The organism is Arthrobacter sp. H14 (assembly GCF_000520495.1).
GTDB lineage: Bacteria > Actinomycetota > Actinomycetes > Actinomycetales > Micrococcaceae > Arthrobacter_C.
Genome location: NZ_KI914677.1, coordinates 69,854 through 89,790 on the forward strand (window position 1 = coordinate 69,854; position 19,937 = coordinate 89,790).

19 protein-coding genes are annotated in these 19,937 nt (G+C 63.6%); 6 read left to right on the top strand and 13 right to left on the bottom strand.

Going from position 1 to position 19,937, the window contains the following annotated elements:
• A partial coding sequence (locus Y707_RS0117090) for an SRPBCC family protein (protein ID WP_333782856.1) occupies positions 1-443 on the top strand: 443 nt, incomplete at its 5' end.
• A 72-nt stretch (positions 444-515) separates the two neighbouring features.
• On the opposite strand, the gene Y707_RS32280 is transcribed toward Y707_RS0117090, so the two are convergent.
• Complete coding sequence (locus Y707_RS32280; protein ID WP_051442142.1) at positions 516-2,306, bottom strand: C40 family peptidase; 1,791 nt, start codon at positions 2,304-2,306, stop codon at positions 516-518.
• Positions 2,307-2,434: 128 nt separating this feature from the next.
• Here Y707_RS32280 and Y707_RS0117100 point away from each other — a divergent pair, with 128 nt between their 5' ends.
• A complete protein-coding gene (locus tag Y707_RS0117100; protein ID WP_155853088.1) occupies positions 2,435-2,653 on the top strand; it encodes a hypothetical protein in 219 nt (72 codons plus the stop codon).
• Positions 2,654-2,783: 130 nt separating this feature from the next.
• Entirely contained in the window at positions 2,784-4,289 is a 1,506-nt protein-coding gene (locus tag Y707_RS0117105) for an FAD-dependent oxidoreductase (RefSeq protein WP_026535979.1), read from the top strand.
• A 28-nt stretch (positions 4,290-4,317) separates the two neighbouring features.
• Here the strand turns inward: Y707_RS0117105 and Y707_RS0117110 are convergent, their stop codons facing one another.
• The 9 genes from Y707_RS0117110 to Y707_RS0117150 all read right to left on the bottom strand — a co-directional run bounded on the left by Y707_RS0117110 (position 4,318) and on the right by Y707_RS0117150 (position 12,793).
• Positions 4,318-5,415: a carboxylate-amine ligase gene (locus Y707_RS0117110; protein WP_026535980.1), complete on the bottom strand. Its 1,098-nt coding sequence runs from the start codon at positions 5,413-5,415 to the stop codon at positions 4,318-4,320.
• A gap of 150 nt (positions 5,416-5,565) precedes the next feature.
• Complete coding sequence (locus Y707_RS0117115) at positions 5,566-6,303, bottom strand: metal-dependent transcriptional regulator (RefSeq protein ID WP_035782294.1); 738 nt, start codon at positions 6,301-6,303, stop codon at positions 5,566-5,568.
• On the bottom strand, positions 6,300-7,184 hold the full coding sequence (locus tag Y707_RS0117120; protein WP_026535982.1) for a metal ABC transporter permease: 885 nt from the start codon (positions 7,182-7,184) through the stop codon (positions 6,300-6,302). The genes Y707_RS0117115 and Y707_RS0117120 overlap by 4 nt, the downstream gene beginning before the upstream one ends.
• Positions 7,171-7,908 (bottom strand): metal ABC transporter ATP-binding protein, encoded by a 738-nt coding sequence (locus tag Y707_RS0117125; protein WP_035782343.1) that lies wholly within the window; start codon positions 7,906-7,908, stop codon positions 7,171-7,173. The genes Y707_RS0117120 and Y707_RS0117125 overlap by 14 nt, the downstream gene beginning before the upstream one ends.
• A 19-nt stretch (positions 7,909-7,927) precedes the next feature.
• Complete coding sequence (locus Y707_RS0117130; protein WP_026535984.1) at positions 7,928-8,860, bottom strand: metal ABC transporter substrate-binding protein; 933 nt, start codon at positions 8,858-8,860, stop codon at positions 7,928-7,930.
• A 56-nt stretch (positions 8,861-8,916) separates the two neighbouring features.
• Positions 8,917-9,729: a histidinol-phosphatase gene (hisN, locus tag Y707_RS0117135; protein WP_026535985.1), complete on the bottom strand. Its 813-nt coding sequence runs from the start codon at positions 9,727-9,729 to the stop codon at positions 8,917-8,919.
• Positions 9,730-9,787: 58 nt separating this feature from the next.
• Positions 9,788-10,882, bottom strand: coding sequence for a ribosome small subunit-dependent GTPase A (rsgA, locus tag Y707_RS0117140; protein WP_026535986.1), 1,095 nt, complete (start codon positions 10,880-10,882; stop codon positions 9,788-9,790).
• Entirely contained in the window at positions 10,872-12,239 is a 1,368-nt protein-coding gene (aroA, locus tag Y707_RS0117145) for a 3-phosphoshikimate 1-carboxyvinyltransferase (RefSeq protein WP_026535987.1), read from the bottom strand. The genes rsgA and aroA overlap by 11 nt, the downstream gene beginning before the upstream one ends.
• A 5-nt stretch (positions 12,240-12,244) precedes the next feature.
• Positions 12,245-12,793, bottom strand: coding sequence for a DoxX family protein (locus Y707_RS0117150; protein ID WP_026535988.1), 549 nt, complete (start codon positions 12,791-12,793; stop codon positions 12,245-12,247).
• A gap of 343 nt (positions 12,794-13,136) precedes the next feature.
• On the opposite strand from Y707_RS0117150, the gene Y707_RS27060 reads away from it, so the two are divergent.
• Positions 13,137-13,799, top strand: coding sequence for a sigma-70 family RNA polymerase sigma factor (locus Y707_RS27060; RefSeq protein WP_173401470.1), 663 nt, complete (start codon positions 13,137-13,139; stop codon positions 13,797-13,799).
• The gene (rsrA, locus tag Y707_RS0117160) at positions 13,796-14,074 is read left to right on the top strand and encodes a mycothiol system anti-sigma-R factor (protein ID WP_026535989.1); all 279 of its coding nucleotides are present in this window, start codon (positions 13,796-13,798) and stop codon (positions 14,072-14,074) included. The genes Y707_RS27060 and rsrA overlap by 4 nt, the downstream gene beginning before the upstream one ends.
• A 120-nt stretch (positions 14,075-14,194) precedes the next feature.
• Here the strand turns inward: rsrA and Y707_RS33545 are convergent, their stop codons facing one another.
• Positions 14,195-14,269: a 50S ribosomal protein bL37 gene (locus Y707_RS33545; RefSeq protein WP_442853308.1), complete on the bottom strand. Its 75-nt coding sequence runs from the start codon at positions 14,267-14,269 to the stop codon at positions 14,195-14,197.
• 143 nt (positions 14,270-14,412) lie between these two features.
• Between Y707_RS33545 and Y707_RS0117165 the strand changes: the two genes are divergently transcribed.
• Positions 14,413-15,384 carry a zinc-binding dehydrogenase gene (locus tag Y707_RS0117165; protein ID WP_026535990.1) on the top strand — a complete coding sequence of 324 codons (972 nt, stop codon included), beginning with the start codon at positions 14,413-14,415 and terminating at the stop codon, positions 15,382-15,384.
• Positions 15,385-15,529: 145 nt separating this feature from the next.
• On the opposite strand, the gene Y707_RS0117170 is transcribed toward Y707_RS0117165, so the two are convergent.
• Both Y707_RS0117170 and Y707_RS27065 read right to left on the bottom strand, forming a co-directional pair.
• On the bottom strand, positions 15,530-16,129 hold the full coding sequence (locus Y707_RS0117170) for a GDSL-type esterase/lipase family protein (protein WP_026535991.1): 600 nt from the start codon (positions 16,127-16,129) through the stop codon (positions 15,530-15,532).
• 73 nt (positions 16,130-16,202) lie between these two features.
• Positions 16,203-19,937 (bottom strand): multifunctional oxoglutarate decarboxylase/oxoglutarate dehydrogenase thiamine pyrophosphate-binding subunit/dihydrolipoyllysine-residue succinyltransferase subunit (locus tag Y707_RS27065; protein WP_442853307.1); only part of this gene is annotated, 3,735 nt, incomplete at its 5' end.

Consider the following 19,937-nt stretch of genomic DNA (forward strand, 5'->3'; position numbering starts at 1 on the left):
CCCGCCATGTGGCCGCCACGCCCGCACAGGTTTGGCGGGTGCTTACCGATAATCCCGGCGCGGCTGACACGCTCAGCGGCGTGGACCGTGTCGAGGTGCTCAGCCAGCCGCCCTACGGCGTCGGCACCCGGTGGCGCGAGACCCGCACATTGTTCGGCAAGAAGGCCACCGAGGAAATGTGGGTGACAGCGGCTGATGCCCCGAACAGCACCGTTGTAGAGGCTGAATCGGCGGGCACCCATTACACGACGACATTCACCGTTGTGCCGGACGGGCCGGGGGGCCTGCTGAGCTTGGTATTCGCCGGCGAGCTGGTTTCGGATTCCCGCTGGCAGGGCTTTGTTTGGAAAGTGTTCGGCAAGCTCGGACTGCGTGCGGCCTCGAAGGCTATGCGTGTCGACCTCGATGACATTGCTGCCGCCGCTGAAAAGCCGGTCCCGTAGCGCCTGCATTCTTCCCGCGCAGGAGAAAGCCCCGTCCCTAACTCTTCGAGGCAGGGACGGGGCTTCGTAGCTTTAGCTACCCCGGTGGTAGGCGGCGCCGGCTTCCACGGGAGATGGAGCCGCGGCACCGTTGAGGAGAACCGTTCCATCACCAAGGAAAACGCCGACCCTGGCCGGGATGGGTCCATCGCCCGGATAGTAGACGAGGTCGCCGACCTGCGGTGCTGAGACGGGAGTTCCCAGCGCCCCTGGTCCTCCCGCAGCGAGGGCCGCGGTTCCCTTGATTAGGAGGGCTTGGACTTGCTCGGGCGTTAGAACTGCCGGCGTGGCCGGAGTCGTTGGTGGTGCTGACGTTGCCGGTTGTTCGGTAACAGGTGCCGGAGGCGGCTGCTCAACTGTTGGTTTCGGTTTCGGAACCGGTTTCGGCGCCGGTTTCGGCGCCGGTTTCGGCGCCGGGGGCGGAGTTGGGTCCGCGGGTGGCGTCGTGACAGGCGGTGGTGTCTTGACAGGCGGTGGTGTCTGGACAGGTGGTGTCGTCGCAACCGGCTTGGGATTCGGCTTATTCGTCGCGGGGGGAGTAACGGTGCCAGGGTCCGTACCGGGCGTCGGCTTCGGGTTCGTCGTGCCCGTGCCGCCAGGCGTCGTAGCTGGAGGCGTTGTTCCCGTACCGCCCGGCTTCGAGTTATTGTTCGTATTCGTTCCCGAGCCTGGCTTATTGCCGGGCGTCTTGTCGTGCGACGGCTTCGACTTGCCCGGCTTCCCGGGGCCGCTCTTGTCCGCGGTGGCTAATCTCTCAGCGGCGTCCTTGACCGGCGTCGTACCATGATCCGCCCGCCCGGTGCCGCCCTGATTCGAATTGCGGTCCGTGTTCGTTCCCGAGCCTGACTTGTTTCCGGACGCCGGGTCGTGTGACTTCGACTTGCCTGACTTGGACGGGCCGTCGTTCCGCTGGTTGGAAGCGTTTACCGAGGAGTCGCCCGAGGAACCACCGGTCGTGCTCGACACGGAGGGGAAACTCAGCCCGGGGACAGTGGCGCTAAGGCCGGACCTGGGGACAGAAGCGCTGAGACCCGAACCGGGAGCGTCCGAGGGATCAGGTCCGCTCCGCGCAGTGCCGGGAAGGGTGAAGAACCACGATGTGCCGGCCGGCCCGATCGAGTGGATTATGGTTCCCTGATCGGGATTGAGGGCACTGATCATCATGCCGTCGCCGATGTAGATTCCCACGTGCGCCCAGTGGTTGGGCCCGTCGGGACGCTGCGTCACCAAGTCGCCTGGTGAGGGATTCTGCGTCGGCTGCATGCCTTCCCACTGGCTCACGCGCGGCATTTGGAAACCTGCCTGGGCGAATGCCCACTGGACAAAACCGGAACAGTCCCAGCCACTGGTGAAGCTGGTGCCGCCCCAGACGTACGGGTGGCCCAGGCCTTGGTGGGCATAGGGGACGACGGCGGCCAGGCTTCCCCGGGCAGATGCAGGACCCGGCTGGACAAACAGGTTGCTTCCGGGAACGCTGCTTCCGCTGGCAAGACCGGAGAACCCCGGGCTTCCTGGTAATCCGGGGGAACCGGGGGAGCCAGGAAGTCCGGGGAGCCCTCCGAGACCGGGAACAAGCCCGGCGCCCGTCGCGCCGTCGGCCATGATGGTGACGGGTGGACGGAAGGATAGGACGGCGCTGGCCGGAACGGCCACGCCGGATGAGTCCTGGAGATTGCCGGATGAAAGCTGCAGTCCAGCGATTGTGGGCGCGGAGGAAGAAGTTCCACTCACACCCAGGATGAGTCCGCATGCTGCGACCATCGCGGCTGCACGACCAAATCCCACACCGTTGCGGGATGCTTCTGAGCTCTTGTTCGTAGCCATCGGATGAGACCTTTCACTGCCAGCGCCGGCTGCTCAACTTCGGTGCAACCTGGTTTTATTCGCCCTCCTGGACCTTCACAGCTTGCAGGGGGAGCCTTGAAGAAACCTTGAGGACTATGCTCAGTTATATGGACAGCACGAACCATATTCATCCGTGGTCGGAAGGACTGCCCCCGCGCAAAGGCGGAGGCATGATTTTCGCAGGACTCGTGTTCGTCGTCGGGACGTTCCTGTTCGTCCTCTACATGGGCATTACGGGTGGAACCCACACCCTCTTTACTCTCGTTCCGCTGATCGTTGGCCTGCCGCTGCTGATGATCGGGTTGGCGAAACGCGGCTCCAGCTAGCAGCAGGACCGGGGCAGTCCCATTAGTGCTCCGCTGCCCGGGTCCGGTCAACGCTGTTGCACATAGACGACGGCGGCCATAGGTTGGGAGCACACGGCCACTCGAACGTTCAAGAGAACGGATACTGTCAATGACTTCGCTTTGGTTGGACCACTACACGCCTGTTGCCGCGGATGAGTTCGTTCCGGGAGCCAGGTATGACACCGTCGTCGTTGGCGCCGGTATGACGGGCCTTGCCACGGCTCTGCTGCTCGCCAGGGCAGGGCAACGGGTGGCAGTTCTCGAAGCCCGCCATGTTGGCGCCGTGACAACCGGCAATACGACGGCGAAATTGAGCCTGTTGCAGGGCGCGTCGCTGTCGAGCATCCTCAGGCGGCACTCACTTGATATTGCCAAGGCCTACGTCAGCGGGAACAGGGAAGGGCAGCAGTGGCTCGTCCGGTACTGCGAGGAACGCGGAATCGGAATAGTGCAGCGCGATGCGTTCAGCTATGCCGGCAACGCCAACGGCAGGGAGACGGTCGACGCCGAGTATGACGCAGCACGGCAGGCCGGCCTTGACGCGACCCTTGAGACAGACCTCGAGCTGCCCTACACGACGCATGGGGCAGTCAAGCTCGCGGGGCAGTACCAGTTCGACCCGATGGATATTCTCGCCGCCCTGGCCCGCGATTTCCGCGGCCATGGGGGAGTGATGCATGAAAATGTCCGCGTGCAGGGCGTCAGCACAAACCACGAGGGCGGGCTCAATTCGGGACCATTGCGCAGTGTTCAGACAACCGCCGGTGACGTGCTGACCACCAAGGTGGTCCTGGCGACCGGCACGCCGATCCTTGACCGCGGCGGCTATTTCGCCGCACTGGAGCCGAGCCGGTCCTACGCCCTCGCATTCCAGGTTCCCGGCGAAATACCGCAGGGCATGTACCTGTCAGTCGACAGTCCCTCGCGGTCACTGCGGACAGCGGACACCGGCGGCAGCACCAGTCTGTTGGTCGGCGGCAATGGGCATATCGTGGGCAGGGAGCCGTCCGAACGCGGCTCGGTCGAGGACCTGCGGCGCTGGACCGAACGTCACTTCCCGGGAGCCGAGTTGACGCATTCCTGGTCAGCCCAGGACTATCGTCCGCTGGATTTGCTGCCCTACGTGGGACCGATCCTTCCCGGACAGGAACACATCTTTGTGGCCACCGGCTACAACAAGTGGGGCATGACGAACTCGATTGCTGCCGCCATGACGCTGAGCGGCCGGATCCTCGGTGGACACATGCCCTGGGCAGACGAACTGGCCCACCGGCCGCTGCCGCCGGCCACGCTGGGCAACGGGGCCTCGCTCAATGCCAAGGTCGGCGCCCATATGGTTTCGGACTGGCTGCGTACGGCCATGAACAAGGATGAGGGAACGACGCCGGCAGAGGGTGAGGGCGTTGTGGTGCGGGAAGGCGTACATCCGGTAGGCATCAGCACCGTGGATGGGCAAACGCGGCGGGTGGGAGCGGTCTGCCCGCACATGCATGGAATTTTGTCTTGGAACAATGCCGAGCAATCCTGGGACTGCCCGCTTCACGGCTCACGCTTCACCTGCGCCGGCGAGCTCCTCGAAGGTCCCGCGACCAGGAATCTGTCCCGTCCCGAATAGTGTGGGATGTTGAAATAGTGCGGGAAGACTATTCGGCGATGAGCGACGTCGTGTAGAGGTCCATCAGCGCCGGTAATCCGCCGTGGTCCATTGCGGCCCGTTGCCGGACGTCTCCCGTTCCGGAATCGAAGAGCCGCTCGACTCCGGCTTTGACGGTTTCGGTGTCGCCGGCTTCGTCCAGCGCCGGGCTGATGTATTCGAGCAGGGTGCCGATGACCTCCCGCGCCGGCTTCAGGACGCCCTCACTGACCAGTACCAGATTTCCGCTTAGACCGTATCTGGCGGACTGCCAGACCGCGCCCTCAAGCAGTTCAGGATCTGCGCTCCCGTAGGGCTGCCGGGTCTGGACATCGTTGATGGCAGTGACGATAAGACCGCGGATTATGCCGGCCAGCAGCAACGTATCCTTCACTTCCAGTTGCGAGTCCGCTGCCCGTACCTCAATCGTCGGATAGTTCTCCGACAGGCGGGCCAGCCAGGTCACCAGGCCGGTATCAATAATCGCGCCAATGCCCAGCATGCGTTGGACCCTGCGGTCATAATCGTCGGCGTCGGCGAACTCCGGCGGACAGCCTTGGAGCGGCCAGCGGCGGAAGTGGATGGTGCGCCAGCTGGCAAAACCGGTGTCGTGGTCCTGCCACAGCGGAGAGTTGACACTAAGGGCCACGATCGCGGGCAACCAGGCCCGGATCCGGTTCAACGCCCTGACGCCGGTATCGCGGTCCGGAATTCCGACGTGCACATGCAGCCCATTGACGTATTGGTCCGTGGCAACTTCCTGCGCGTCTTCCTTCAGATCGTAGTACCGCTGCTTATCGGTAGGTTCAGCAGGACCGGCTTCTGCCCGCGGCGCGGTGGAGGAGCTGGAGGCCCGCGCACCTGCCTTCATGGCGGCGGCGGAGAGTTCTTTCCGGAAGTGCAGCAGAGCCTCTCCGGCTTCTTCAAGGGTGTTGCAGACCGGAGTGGCGGTTTCGAGCTGGCAGCTCAGGAGCTCGCGTTGGACGTCCTCGTCGGCGACCTGCCCGGTTCCATGGATGAAACCGGAAACCTCCGCGCTGACCCAGGCCGGAAACAGCGACTTTGGATCCAGGAGCAGGTACTCTTCTTCAATACCGAGGGTCGCCATTGATGGTCTCCTTAATGCCGGTGGGTGCTGGCTCGAGCCTATCGGTTTGGCGTCACGATTATGCGCCGGTGTGGCCAACACAATACGAGCCTAATGACGCTGCCTGATAGTTGGCTGATGGCCGGGCACGACACTGAAGTGCCGGCGTCGTTATGATTTTTCCAGCGTGCAGCCCTCATGCCTGCCTTCGGTCATCACCCAGACCGAAGCGGCAAGTTCGTCCCCCAGATCCAGTTCGCGGACCCGCCCTCCTGAGCCAACCTGCACTGTCAGCGCGCCACCGAAGGGTTTGCGGCCCAGCATCGTCACGGCCGTGTCGAGCCGGATCTCCTCGTCGCTGAGGTAGCGCAACAAGTGAGGATTGGCGTCGCTGATCCGGGCAACGCGCCCCTGATGTCCTTCGTCCAACGTGCTGAGGACGTGCGCGGCGGGCAGCTCAATAGTGCCGTCCGCTGACGGGATCGGATCGCCATGCGGGTCCCGGTCCGGATGACCGAGGCGGGCCGACATCCGGTCGACCAATGTATCGGAGACGGTGTGCTCGAGCAGCTCCGCCTCATTATGGACCTCGTCCCAGCCGTAGCCGAGCTCGTGGACCAGATAGGTCTCCAGCAACCGGTGCCGGCGGACCATCAACAAGGCCAGCCGGAGGCCTTCCGGGGTCAATTCGACCGGGTTGTAGGGCTTATGGTTGGCCAGTCCCAGATCAACGAGTTTGCGCACCATCTCGGTCACGGACGAGTTCGCGACCTTCAGCCGTGCGGCCAAGGCGGTCATGGTGACCGGTTTGTCCTGCCATTCGGTGAAGGCGTAGATGACCTTGACGTAATCCTGCACGCTCGCGGAGTCGCTGCTCAATCCGGGGGAGTTCCTGGCGGCCGGGCTCATGCTGCTGTCCTCACTTCGGTCGTGCGGCGGCCCGCGGCCCGGCGGATCCGCCATTGGGACAGCATCCCGCTGCGTGGGGCGAGCAAATACGCGAGCACGAAAACGCCGGACTGCGCCAGGACGACGGAGGCACCGGTGGACATGTCCCAGTAGTAGCTGGCGTAGATGCCGATCACCGCCGTCAGGACGCTGATTCCCGCCGCCGCGCCGAGCATCACTGGAAAGCGGCGGGTGAGCAGGAACGCCGTCGCGCCCGGGGTAATGAGCATTGCGACGACGAGAATGATGCCGACAGCCTGCAGGGCGACGACGACGGTCAGGGCCAGCAGCCCAAGCAGGAGCGTGGACAACCACTTGGTGTTGATGCCCAGGGCGTGGGCGTGTGTACGGTCGAAGGCGTAGAGGGTCAGGTCGTGGCGTTTAAACAGCAGCGCAGCCAGGGTGATTGCCCCCAGGACGAGGACCTGGCGGAACTCACCATCGGTCACGCCAAGGACATTGCCGAACAGGATATGCCCCAGATCAGTCTGGCTCGGTGTTTTCGAGATGATGGCCAGTCCGGCGGCGAAGAGGGCCGTGAAAACGACGCCGATGACCGTGTCGGACTTCAGCTTTGTGGTGGAACGGACGACGCCGATCAGCGCGACGGCTCCGGCGCCGAAGACGAACGCTCCAATGGAAAATGGCAGTCCCAGGATGTAGGCGAGGGCGACGCCGGGAAGGACGGCATGGGAGACGGCGTCGCCCATCAGCGACCAGCCCATCAGGATCAGCCAACAGGAGAGTATCGAGCAGACCAGGGCTGCCGCCACAGTGACGATCAGGGCACGCGTCATGAAGCCGTACAGCATCGGTTCGGCCAGCCAGTTAAGCAGGTCCACTACCGGCTCCTTCCCCGAACGCGCGGGCCAGATTGTCCGTGGTCAATACGTCTTCGGGATTTCCGTGCGCGAGGACGCGCTGGTGCAGGAGCAGCGCTTCGTCGCAGAACTTGGGAATGCCGGCAAGATCGTGGGTGGAGATCAGAATGGTCTTTCCTTCACCGCGCAGCTGCTGCAGCAATCCGGTCATGGTGGCCTCCGAAGTCCTGTCGACGCCGGCGAACGGCTCATCCAGCAACATCAGCTTCGCCTGCTGGGCAATGCCGCGCGCCACGAAGGCACGCTTGCGCTGTCCGCCGGAGAGTTCGCCAATCTGCCTGCCTGCCAGTTCTGTGAGCCCTACCCGGTCCAAGGCGTATTCGACGGCGTCGCGGTCCTCGGCGTGCGGGCGGCGCATCGGACCAAGATGCCCGTAGCGGCCCATCATGACGACGTCGTGCACGGAGACCGGGAAGGTCCAGTCGACGTCCTCGGATTGTGGAACATAGGTCAGCAGGTTGTTCTTCCGGGAGAACCTGGGGCTATTGCCGAACAGTTTCACGGTTCCCGAACTCGGCGTGACGAGGCCCATGATGGACTTGAAGAGCGTGGACTTGCCGGAGCCGTTGACTCCGATCAATCCGCAGATCCGGCCCTGCTGCAGGATCATGTCGACCGACTGCAGTGCCAGGACGTCGCCGTACCGCACAGTGAGTGTGTCGATGGTGATGGCGGGAGGATCCACGGCCACGGGCGTGCGGGCCTTATCCATCCGCGTTGGCGTCTTCACCGGCCAGCCCCTCCTTGATCAAGTTGATGTCGTGGCGCAGCAGCTCCAAGTAGCTGGGCACGGGTCCGTCGGGTTCCGACAGGGAATCGACGTATAACGGCGTGATGAGCCGGGCGCCGGTTGCTTGAGCCACCTGTTCCTGCGCGTCCGCGCTGACCGTAGACTCGCAGAAGACGGCTGGAACATCGCGTCGTTCTATGAAATCGATAAGGTCCGTGATCTGGCCTGGAGTTCCTTGCGTGTCCGAATTGACCGGCCAAAGGTAGCGCTCCCGCAGTGACGCATCCCGCGCGAGGTATGAGAAGGCTCCTTCGCAGGTGACCAGCGCCGCCTTGGGCGGAAAAGTACCTTCAAGGCTGTCCATGAGCTGCTCAAGCCTTGCGTTGTAGCGTTCGCCGTTGGCCTGGAAGTCCTCGGCATGCTTGGGATCGAGGCGGCTTAGGGCTTTGACGATATTATCGACATACACTTGGCCGGCGTGCGGCGACATCCAGGCGTGCGGATTGGCCTCGCCTTCGTACTCACCAACGGTGATGGGGATCGGGTCGATACCGGTCGACAACACTGCATGCGGAGCTTCGACCGATGCGACGAAGCGCTTGAACCAGCGCTCCAGACCCAGTCCGTTATCCAGTATCAGGTCGGCGTCGGCAGCGTACTTCAGGTCGGAGGGAGTCGGTTCGTAGCCGTGGATCTCGGCTCCAACTTTGGTAATCGATTCCACCCGGACATGCTCCCCGCCAACCTGGCGTGCCATGTCCGCCAGCACTGTGAATGTCGTCAGTACCAGCGGTTTTTCCGTGGCGGAAGCGCGGCCTTCGGAGCTATTGCCCGTGGGAGCGGAACAACCTGCAAGACCCAGGCACAGCGCAGCCACCAAAGCGAGTGCGCTGCGGAATTTCGGCATACCTAAATTTACAACACAGGCATGCTTAAATCATAGGGGAACCGCGACCGGTCCTTTTAGAGCAGGTCATCCACCTGCGGGTTGAGCCGGTGCAGAACCTCCGTGTGCAGGATGGAATTGGTCGCCAGCGCATTGCCGCCGAATGGGCCGTCGGCTCCATCGAGGGAGGTGAAGCGGCCGCCGGCTTCCGTAACAATCGGAACCAGCGCGGCCATGTCGTAGAGGTTCAGTTCAGGTTCACATGCGATATCGACGACGCCTTCGGCGACCATGCAGTACGACCAAAAGTCACCGAACGCGCGCGTGCGCCAGACGTCGTCGGTCAGGGACAGGAACTCGTCGAAGTTTCCGCGCTTCTTCCACCCGGCCAGGCTGGAATAAGACATCGACGCGTCGGAAAGCTCGCCGACATTGGAGACCCGCAGCCGGATCGCCGTCGCCAATGACTTGCCCATGAACGCGCCGGTGCCCTTGGCCGCCCACCAGCGTTTTCCGAGTGCCGGGGCGCTGACCAGTCCGACCACGGGCTGGCCCTCGTCGACCAGCGCGATCAGCGTCGCCCAGACCGGGACGCCGCGCATGAAATTCTTGGTTCCGTCGATCGGGTCTATGATCCAGCGACGGGACCCGGCGCCGCTGCTGCCGAACTCCTCGCCCAGCACGGCATCCCGCGGACGGGCACGGGAGAGCTGTCCCCGGATCGCTTCCTCAGCGGTCTTGTCGGCGTCCGTGACGGGACTGAGATCGCCTTTGGTCTCGACTTGGAGGTCCTGGGCCTTGAAACGGTCCATTGTTTGGGCATCTACGGAGTCGGCCATGACATGGGCCAGCCGTAGGTCGTCATTATAGGTTTGCGGCGCGTGGTTCATAGGTTCACGCTATCGCTATTTTCTTCCCGGTTATGGGAGGTCCGATCACCGGGCCGGGTCAGTAAAGTCCGAGTTCCTTGGCCTGCACCTTGAATCCGGTGCCGAGCAGCCGCCGCAACGATATCAACCGGGCGGCGCCGGCCTCGCCCGCCTCGCCGCTGGCCACCCACCCGTCCAGTCCACAGTTGACGGCGTCGTCGTCGTGCTTGCAGCCCCGCGCGCAGGCTGCGGTGCCCGGTTCCAGATCGGGGAACGCCTGCAGAATCCGGTCCGGATCCACGTGTGCGAGGCCGAAGGAGCGGATGCCGGGAGTGTCGATAATCCAGCTGCCAGGGGATTGTTCGACCCGCAGCGCCAGGGCCGACGACGAGGTGTGGCGGCCACGGCCCGTGACGGCATTGACGCCGCCGGTGGCCCGGTGGGCGCCCGTCAGCGCATTGACCATGGTGGATTTGCCGACGCCGGAGTGGCCCAGCAGGACACTTACCTTGCCGGCCAGATGGCTGCGCAATTCGGAAACGGCCGCCGCATCAAGCAGCAGCGGCGGGTCGTCGTCGGATCCTTCTGCAGGCTGGCCGGCGCCGGCGGTTCCACTGGTGACGACCGTGAGGTCCAGATAGTCATAGTTGGCCAGCAGTCCGGCCGGGTCCTTGAGATCCGTTTTGGTGACACACAGCAGCGGATCGATACCCGCGTCATAGGCGGCGACGAGGGTGCGGTCGATGAATCCCGTCCGCGGCTCCGGGTTGGCGGCGGCGACCACGATGACCAGCTGGTCCGCATTGGCAACGACGACGCGCTCGACCGGATCCGTGTCATCTGCGCTGCGCCGCAACACCGTCGTCCGCTCCTCCACGCGCACCAGGCGGGCGAGGGTGTCGGGAGCGCCGGTTACATCTCCGACGAGGCCAACCAGATCGCCGGCGACGACGGGGGTGCGGCGCAGTTCACGGGCGCGCGCGGCGATGACCACCCGCTCGTTCTCGGTGTCTTCGGCCACCACGGTGGTGTAGCGTCCGCGGTCGACTGTAACGACGCGGCCCACTACCGCGTCGGCATGGGCCGGGCGGTCCTTCGTCCGGGGGCGTGAGCCCTTTTTATTTGGGCGGATGCGGACATCGGACTCGTCCCAACTCCGGCTGCTACGCGCCACCCGTGTGATCCTTCGCGGCCAGCATCTGCTGCCAGAGCTGCGCGAACTCCGGCATCGTCTTCGCCGTCGTGCCGATGTTTTCCACTTCAACGCCATCGACGAGGAGCCCAATAATGGCACCGGCGGTGGCCATCCGGTGATCGTCATAGGAATGGAAGACGCCACCGTGCAGTGGAGCCGGCGTGACGGTGATGCCATCGGAGGTTTCGGCCGCATCGCCGCCGAGCCTGTTGATCTCGGTCACCAGGGCCGCCAGCCGGTCGGTCTCGTGGCCGCGCAGGTGTCCGATGCCGCGCAGGCGCGAGGGTCCGGTCGCCAGGGCGCTCAAGGCCGCGACGGTGGGGGCCAGCTCGCCGGCCTCGGACAGGTCCAGGTCCACGCCGTTAACAGAGGCGCCGCCGGTCACCTGGAGGGTGTTGTCCTCATAGCGGACGTCGGCCCCCAGCGCTGTGAGGATGTGGCGCCAGTGGTCGCCACCCTGGGTGGTGGTTTCCGGCCAGTTTGGAACGCTCACGGTTCCGGCAGTGGCAACAGCGGCTGCGAGGAAGGGACCGGCGTTGGACAGGTCCGGTTCGATGTCCACGTCGAATCCCGCGATGGTTCCGGGCCGGACCTTCCAGCAATCCGGTTCCGAATCATCGACATCAACACCAAGGCCGCGCAGGACCTGTACGGTCATCTCAACATGCGGCAGGCTCGGCACTGCGGGGCCGGAATGCCGGAGCTCAAGGCCCTGCCTGAAGCGGGGGGCCGCCAGCAACAGGGCGGACACGAACTGGGATGATGCGCTCGCATCGATGGTCAGGGAGCCGCCTTCGACGGAGCCGCTGCCGTGGACGGTGAAGGGCAGCGAACCCGAGCCGCCGTCGTCGACCGGCACACCGAGGCCACGCAGGGCTTCGACGATGGCGCCCATCGGGCGTTTGCGCGCCTGCGGGTCGCCGTCGAAGCGGGTGTCCGCAGCCAGCAGGGCCGCCACGGGAGGCACGAAGCGCATCACGGTGCCGGCGAGTCCACAATCGACCGAGCGGGCGGATCCCTCCGGTGCGCCGCCGTCGTCGTTGTCTCCGGTGAACGCTGCCGGGGTAACGAGCAGGTCCGGGCCGAAGCGGCCTTCGCCAGGAACTTCCTCAATACTGGCACCGAGCTGCTTCAGCGCCGCGACCATGAGCTGCGAGTCACGCGAATGCAGCGGCGACCGAAGCCGTGACGGCGAACCGGCCACCGAAGCCAAAAGCAGGTAACGGTTGGTCAGGGATTTGGAACCGGGGACCTGGACTGTCGCATTCACCGGCCCTGCTGCTGCCGGTGCCGGCCAATGCCGGAGTTCGGGCGACGCGGCTGCCGATGTGCTCATCCGGTTCAGGAACCGAAAACGTCGGAGGCAGTGCTTCGTACGCCTTTATCCGCCTTTTGCCACTGCTTACGGGCGTCCTTGCTCAGAGACTTGGCACTCTTGCGGGCATCACCGGCCAGGTGTTCGGCGCGCCAGGCGAGACCGGGGCGTCCGTTGGTGTCCACGGCGGCAAGCATCACGGCGCCGATCAGCGAAACGTTCTTCAGCAGCTGATTGCGCCGGTAGGTCTTGGCTTCCTTGGTGGAAGCATCGGCGGAACGGTATTCGACGACGGTGTTCAGAGCCGACGAGACTACGAGCAGCAGGGCAGCCACCCGGGAAAGCTTTCCGATGCCCAGCAGCAGGCCGGCACCGATCTGTGTTCCACCCACAACTTTCGCAACCAACTGCTCGTTGGCAGTGAACGACCGGGCCGAAGGGATCGTCTTGCCGGCGCGCTGAAGCACAGGGCGCAGCTGTTCGGCGGTGTTGTCCGAGTTCTTGAGCCGGTCGGCTCCGGACGCGATAAAGCTGCTGGCCAGTAATGGACGAGCAACGAAGCGAACAATAGTCATTTATGCCTCCTGGCTGGATCTGACTGGTTCCGTATTCCCCTACCTCAACTCCATCATAGTTTTGCACCTTTTGGCGGCTCAGCACACCTTTACCCTGAAGCTGGCTTATTTTCCGGAATAACGACGGCGGCAGGCCTGTTCCCTCTATTAGTGCAGCCCGGCAAGGGCTGGCCGGAAGCGGCGGATGAGGATCCGTGTCCGGTTGGCAAGCAGAAAGGCAGCAATGTCGGCAACTTTAAGTGTGGCCGAACGAACGGCCAGCAGAGCGGGGCCCGGCCCCGGGCAAGGCCTGCAGTTGAACGTGGCGGCACCTGAGTACCGCCAGCACGTAAACTGGTCAGTGATGAGTAATCAGACACAGGACAGCGCCGATACGCCGGTGGACCGGGAAACCGAAACCACTGAGCAGCGCAAGGCACGCTTCGAGCGTGATGCCATGCAGTATGTGGATCAGTTGTATTCGGCTGCGATGCGGATGGCACGCAATCCCAGTGATGCCGAGGACCTGGTCCAGGAGGCCTACACCAAGGCGTTCTCCGCGTTCCACCAGTACAAGCCCGGGACCAACCTGAAGGCGTGGCTGTACCGGATTCTCACCAACACATATATCAACCTGTACCGGAAGCGCCAGCGCGAGCCGCTGCAGTCGAATTCGGACCAGGTGGAGGACTGGCAGCTGGCCAGATCCGAGTCGCATACCTCCTCCGGTCTCCGATCGGCCGAAGTGGAGGCGCTTGACCACCTTCCGGACTCGGATGTGAAAAGGGCGCTGCAGGCCATTCCGGAGGAATTCAGGCTGGCCGTCTACTTCTCCGATGTAGAAGGCTTCGCCTACAAGGAAATATCAGAAATTATGGACACTCCCATTGGCACAGTGATGTCGCGTCTGCACCGCGGCCGTAAACTGCTTCGCGAGATGTTGACCGACTACGCGCACGAGCGCGGTCTGTCCGCAGTGAACAAGCAGAGCCAGCAGGGAAGCGAATACCAGGGGAGCAAGAAATGACTGACTGCGAGAACTTGGGCGACTGCCCCGACTCCAGGGTTGAAAAGCTGTACGAATATCTGGATGGTGCGCTTTCCCACGACGATATTGTGGAAATCAAGAACCATTTGGAAAGCTGCCCGGAGTGCACCGAGGAACACGACCTGGAACGACTGATCCGCACAGTGGTCAAGCGGTCCTGCAGAGAGGTCGCACCCGAAACATTGAAGGCCGGTATCCTGGCCCGGATCAGCGAGATCAAAACGACTGAGCATTCCAGCCCGGCTGTCCAGTAACCCGGACGCTCCAGGATCCGCCGTCCGATAGCAACAGCGCCGCCGGCCGACCACCATAACCTAAAACAATGCCCCCGTCTCCGGCTCATTGCCGGCTGCGGGGGCATCGTCGTTTAAGACTCAGGTGTTAGCGCGCTTACCGTGGTTTGCGGCATTCTTCCTGCGGTCGCGCTTCTTGCGTGCTCGCTTGCTCATAGCTGCCTCCTTTGCTCTGCTCTGTGAAAGAGCTCCGTAATATCCTCCCACATCCCCGTGGGGAGCGCCTAAATCGAAGCCAGCCGGCGTCGTCGGAGCCGGGCCTTAGGATGGAGGAACAGCCGATCCGAAGGAGCTTATCCATGCGTGCCGTCTATGTCGACTCATTTTCTCCGGACAACCCACTCAGCGGATTGAAATCCGGCGAGATCCCCCAGCCGGAACCACCGGAAGGCTACAAAAAAGTCCATGTGAAGGCCGCGGCTTTGAACCACCACGACCTGTGGTCCCTGCGCGGCGTGGGCCTCGCCGAAGGCCGGTTGCCGATGATCCTTGGTTGTGACGCCGCAGGGGTGGACGAGGCTGGAAACGAGGTAATCGTGCATGCCGTAATTTCCTCGGAGGACTGGCGCGGGGACGAGACGCTCGACCCGAAGCGAAGCCTGTTGTCTGAAAAACACCCCGGAACCTTCGCCGAAACTGTCTGGGTCCCGGCGCGGAATCTGGTCCCGAAGCCGCCGGAGCTCAGCTTCGAGGAGGCTGCCTGCCTGCCGACGTCGTGGTTGACTGCCTACCGGATGCTGTTCACTGTCTCTCCCGCAGCACCGGGTTCCACCGTGCTGGTCCAGGGTGCGGGTGGCGGCGTGGCCACAGCGCTGATTTCCCTTGCCAATGCGGCAGGCTACCGGGTGTGGGCCACCAGCCGCAGCGAGGAAAAGGGCCGGCGTGCGGTGGAACTGGGGGCGGCGGAAGCGTTCGACGCCGGTGCACGCCTGCCCGAGCGTGTCGACGTCGTCTTTGATTCCGTAGGCGAGGCGACCTGGAGCCACTCCCTGAAGTCCCTCAAGCCCGGGGGAGCGGTGGTGACGTGCGGCGCCACCAGTGGCCCGCAGCCGCCGTCGGACCTCAACAGGGTCTTCTTCCTGCAGTTGAAGGTTCTCGGCTCGACGATGGGAACCCGTGATGAACTGGGCAGGCTGGCGCAGTTCATGGTCAGCACCGGCGTGCGGCCCGAGATTGATGCAGTGTTGCCTTTGGCCAAGGCCGAGGAAGGGTTCGCCCGCATGCTTGAGGGGGACCTCTTCGGGAAGATCGTCTTCAGCACCGAACTGTAACCGCACGCGGACGGCTCATCTACTGAGCAATATGTGTTCGTGCAGCACGTGATCTGTGCTGGGTGAACAATATGTGTGGGTTCGGGCGATTTATCCAACACTTGTTGCCCAGTAGATCCGCACGGTGCGTCGGGGGCAGACGCGGTCAGCTGCCTTCGGGAAGGTCCAGCCAAGTGAACCAGCCGCGGTGCAGTACGAGCCAGGCGATAAGGCCATGTCCGGCCTGCCCTGGGACGCCGCCGTTGCCGGCCAGATCCGTCCGCCACTGCTCATGGTTGAGCAACGGTGTATACGTGTCGACGTAAGTGTGCTTGCGCCGGGTCGTCACATCACCATAGGCGGCTGACAGCTCCCCAAGACGCTTGTTCCGCTCCGGATTAAGGCCCGGTGGCGGCCCAACGACGAACACTTTCACACCCAACTGGGCGGCGCCGTCGAGTATGTTTGCCAGGTTCAGGCGGCTGCGTGCCGGTGAAATTTCCAGGTCAAGGTCGCGGTCCGACAGGCCGATCACCAGGCGGTTCTCGTGGCGTTCGTCGAACCTGCGCTCTGCTTCCTGAAGCCACCGTGCAGCCAGTGCCTCGGTGCCTTCTTCGGGCACGGCGAGAGGAAACGCCTCCACCGAGGCAGCGTCGTCGGTGGTCCGGGCGAGGACCCGCCCGAACCACCCCAGAGCTCGCTGATCGCCGCTGCCGGCCAGCAGCTCATCGCCGACAGCGGCAATCCGGATTCTGCGTTGCTCCAAAGAACACCTTCTTCAGTTGATTTCCGCCGGCACAGTGGCCGGTGCGTGGTGGAGGTTCTGTGTGCTGGAGACTCTAGTCCCGCTCGAATGCCTGCTTGACCAGGATCTCCTGCTCCACGGCATGGCGTTTGGCTGAACCACTCGCGGTGGAGGCAGACGCCGGACGGGAGACGAGGCGTACGTCGGTTCCCAGAGCCGTCGGCAGGTTCAGTCCAATGAAGGGCCAGGGGCCTTGGTTGGCGGGTTCGTCCTGCGCCCAGACAAGCTCAGCGTTCGGGTACTTCTTCGCGGTCTCCTTGATGGCGTCGACGGGCAGCGGGTAAAGCTGCTCGACACGGACCAGCGCCGTCCGCTCATCGCCGGACTTTTGCCGGTGGGCCAGCAGGTCGTAGTACATCCGGCCGGAGACGAGCAGTACGCGGTCCACCTTCTGGGCGTCGAGATCCTGTCCGTCCGGAATGACGGGCTGGAAGTTGCCCTCGGTGAAGTCTTCGACTGATGAGGCCGCCGCTTTCAAGCGCAGCAGCTGCTTCGGTGTGAAGACGATCATCGGTTTGCGCGGACGGCTGTAGGCCTGGCGGCGCAGCAGATGGAAGTACGACGCCGGTGTGGTCGGGTTGGCAACCACCATATTGTCTTCCGCACACATCAGCAGGAAGCGTTCAATCCGGGCGGAGGAGTGGTCCGGCCCCTGGCCCTCATAGCCGTGCGGCAGCAGCAGGACCAGTGAGGAACGCTGACCCCATTTCTGCTCGGCGGAGGAAATGAACTCGTCGATGATGGTCTGGGCGCCATTGACGAAGTCACCGAACTGCGCTTCCCACAGCACGAGAGCATCCGGGCGTTCGACGGAGTAGCCGTATTCGAAGCCCATCGCGGCGAATTCGGAGAGCAGCGAATCGTAGATCCAGAACTTGGCCTGGTCCTCGTTCAGTTTGCTCAGCGGCATCCATTCGGCGCCGGTGGCACGGTCATGGAAGACGGCGTGCCGCTGCACGAAGGTTCCGCGGCGTGAATCCTGTCCTGCGAGCCGGACGGGAACACCTTCCATCAGCAGGGACCCGAACGCAACCATCTCACCGAAGCCCCAGTCGATGGCGCCCTCGCGGGACATCTGTTCACGCTTCTCGAGCAGTGCCTTCAGCTTCGGGTGCACGGTGAAGTTATCCGGCACGTCGGTATGGGCGGAGCCGATATGGGCGAGCGTATCGACGGAGATAGCGGTGCTGGCCGGAGCACCCACGCCATTGTCCGACTGCTGCGCGATCGGCCGTTCGATGCCGGCAACTGCAGCTGCATCGTTCGTGATGACGGGAACCGGAGAAGTCTGGGCGGCGTGCGTTTCCGCGAAGACGCGTTCCAGCCGCTCCTGGTAGTCCTTCAACGCCTGCTCGGCCTCTTCCTGGCTGATGTCGCCGCGGCCGATCAGGGCCTCGGTGTACAGCTTGCGGACGGAGCGCTTGGCCTCGATCAGGTTGTACATCATCGGCTGGGTCATCGAAGGATCGTCACCCTCGTTGTGGCCGCGGCGGCGGTAGCAGACCATGTCGATCACGACGTCTTTGTGGAACTTGCGCCGGAATTCGTATGCCATCTGGGCCACCCGGACGACGGCTTCAGGGTCATCGCCGTTGACATGGAAGATCGGCGCCTGGACCATCTTGGCCACGTCGGTCGAGTAAACGGTCGAGCGCGAGGCGGCCGGCGCCGTCGTGAATCCAACCTGGTTATTGACGATGATGTGGACGGTTCCACCGGTGCGGTAGCCGCGCAGCTGGGAGAGGTTCAGTGTTTCCGCCACCACGCCCTGGCCTGCGAAGGCCGCGTCGCCGTGGATCATGATTGGCAGTACCGGGAAGCCTTCGCTGCCTCGGTTCAGCCGGTCCTGCTTGGCCCGGACGATCCCCTCGAGGACCGGGTCAACGGCCTCAAGATGTGAGGGGTTGGCGGCGAGGTAAACCTTGGTCTCGTTGCCATTGTCGGAGGTGAAGGTTCCCTCTGTGCCGAGGTGGTACTTCACGTCACCGGAGCCCTGCACGCTGCGCGGGTCCTGGGTGCCCTCGAACTCGCGGAAGATCTGTGCATAGGTCTTGCCGGCGATATTGGTCAGCACGTTCAGGCGGCCGCGGTGGGCCATGCCGATGGCGACCTCGTCCATGCCCTGGTCGGCGGCATCGGAAATGATGGAATCCAGCATCGGGATCAGCGATTCGCCGCCTTCAAGGCTGAAGCGCTTCTGGCCCACGAACTTGGTCTGCAGAAAAGTCTCGAAGGCCTCGGCAGAGTTCAACTTGCTCAGGATGCGCAGTTGTTCCTCACGGCTGGGCTTCGAGTACGGGTGTTCCAATTCCTCCTGGAACCACTGGCGCTCCTCGGGATCCTGGATGTGCATGTACTCGATGCCGGTGGTGCGGCAGTAGGCATCGCGCAGCACGCCCAGGATGTTTCGGAACTTCAGGACTGGCTTGCCGCCGAATCCCCCGGTAGGCCACTCGCGGTCCAGATCCCACAGGGTCAGGCCATGGGTTCGGACGTCCAGGTCGGCGTGCCGGCGCTGGACGTATTCGAGCGGGTTGGTGTCCGCCATCAGGTGGCCGCGGACACGGTAAGCGTGGATCATCTGCTGGATCCGGGCCACCTTATTCACCTGGTCCATCGGATCGACCTGGATGTCCGAGCTCCAGCGCACCGGCTCGTAAGGGATGCGCAGCGATTCGAAGATGTCGTCGTAGAAGTTCTGCTCGCCGAGCAGCAACTGATGGACAATGCGCAGGAACTCGCCGGAGCCCGCACCCTGGATGACACGGTGGTCATAGGTGGAGGTCAGAGTAATGGTCTTGCTGATCGCCTGCTGGGCCAGCATCTTCTCGCTCGCGCCCTGGAATTCCGCAGGGTACTCGAGGGCACCGACACCGATGATGCAGGCTTGGCCCTTGCTGAGGCGGGGGACCGAGTGCACGGTGCCGATTCCGCCCGGGTTGGTCAGCGAAATATTAGTTCCTGCATAGTCCTCGGCCGTGAGCTTATTGTCGCGGGCCTTTTTGACCAGGACTTCATAGGCGTTCCAGAACTCCGAGAAGTTCATGGTCTCGGCCTTCTTGATGTTCGGCACGACGAGCAGGCGGGAGCCGTCCGGCTTCGGCATGTCGATGGCCAGGCCGAAATTCACGTGCGCAGGCTGTACGGCCGTCGGCTTGCCGTCGACCTCCTCGTAGTAGACGTTCTGCGAGGGAAACTGGGCCAGGGCGCGGATAATCGCGTAGCCGATCACATGCGTGAAGGAAACCTTGCCGCCGCGGGCGCGGGCCAGGTTGCTGTTGATGACCACACGGTTATCGATCAGCAGCTTTGCGGGGACAGCGCGGACGCTGGTGGCCGTGGGAACGGAGAGGCTGGCATCCATGTTCGTGGCGATGGCCTTGGCCGGTCCACGCAGCGGAGTCCTCTTGTCCTCTTCCGGCGACTTCTGGTCCGGAGCCGATTTGGGCAACTGTGCGGGAATCGGCTTCTCGTTCTTCGAATCCGGCTTGCCGCCGGCCTCTTTCGCCTCGGTCGTGTTCTTCGGCGCCGGCTTGGCATCGGTCTTCGACTTCGAGGCAGACTTGCCGGACTCGGCGGTCTTGTCTTCATTGGCCGGCTTGGCAGGTGCGGCCTTGGAGGCGGCACCTTCGGGCGTCACGGGCTGCTTCTGTCCGTCGGGGCCGGGGCGGGCATCACTTTCACCGGAGGCAGCAGGCTTGTTCTGGTCTGTCTGGACGATGGGCAGTTTCCGGGTCGAGGGATTGGCCCCAAGCTCGCCGGTCTCATC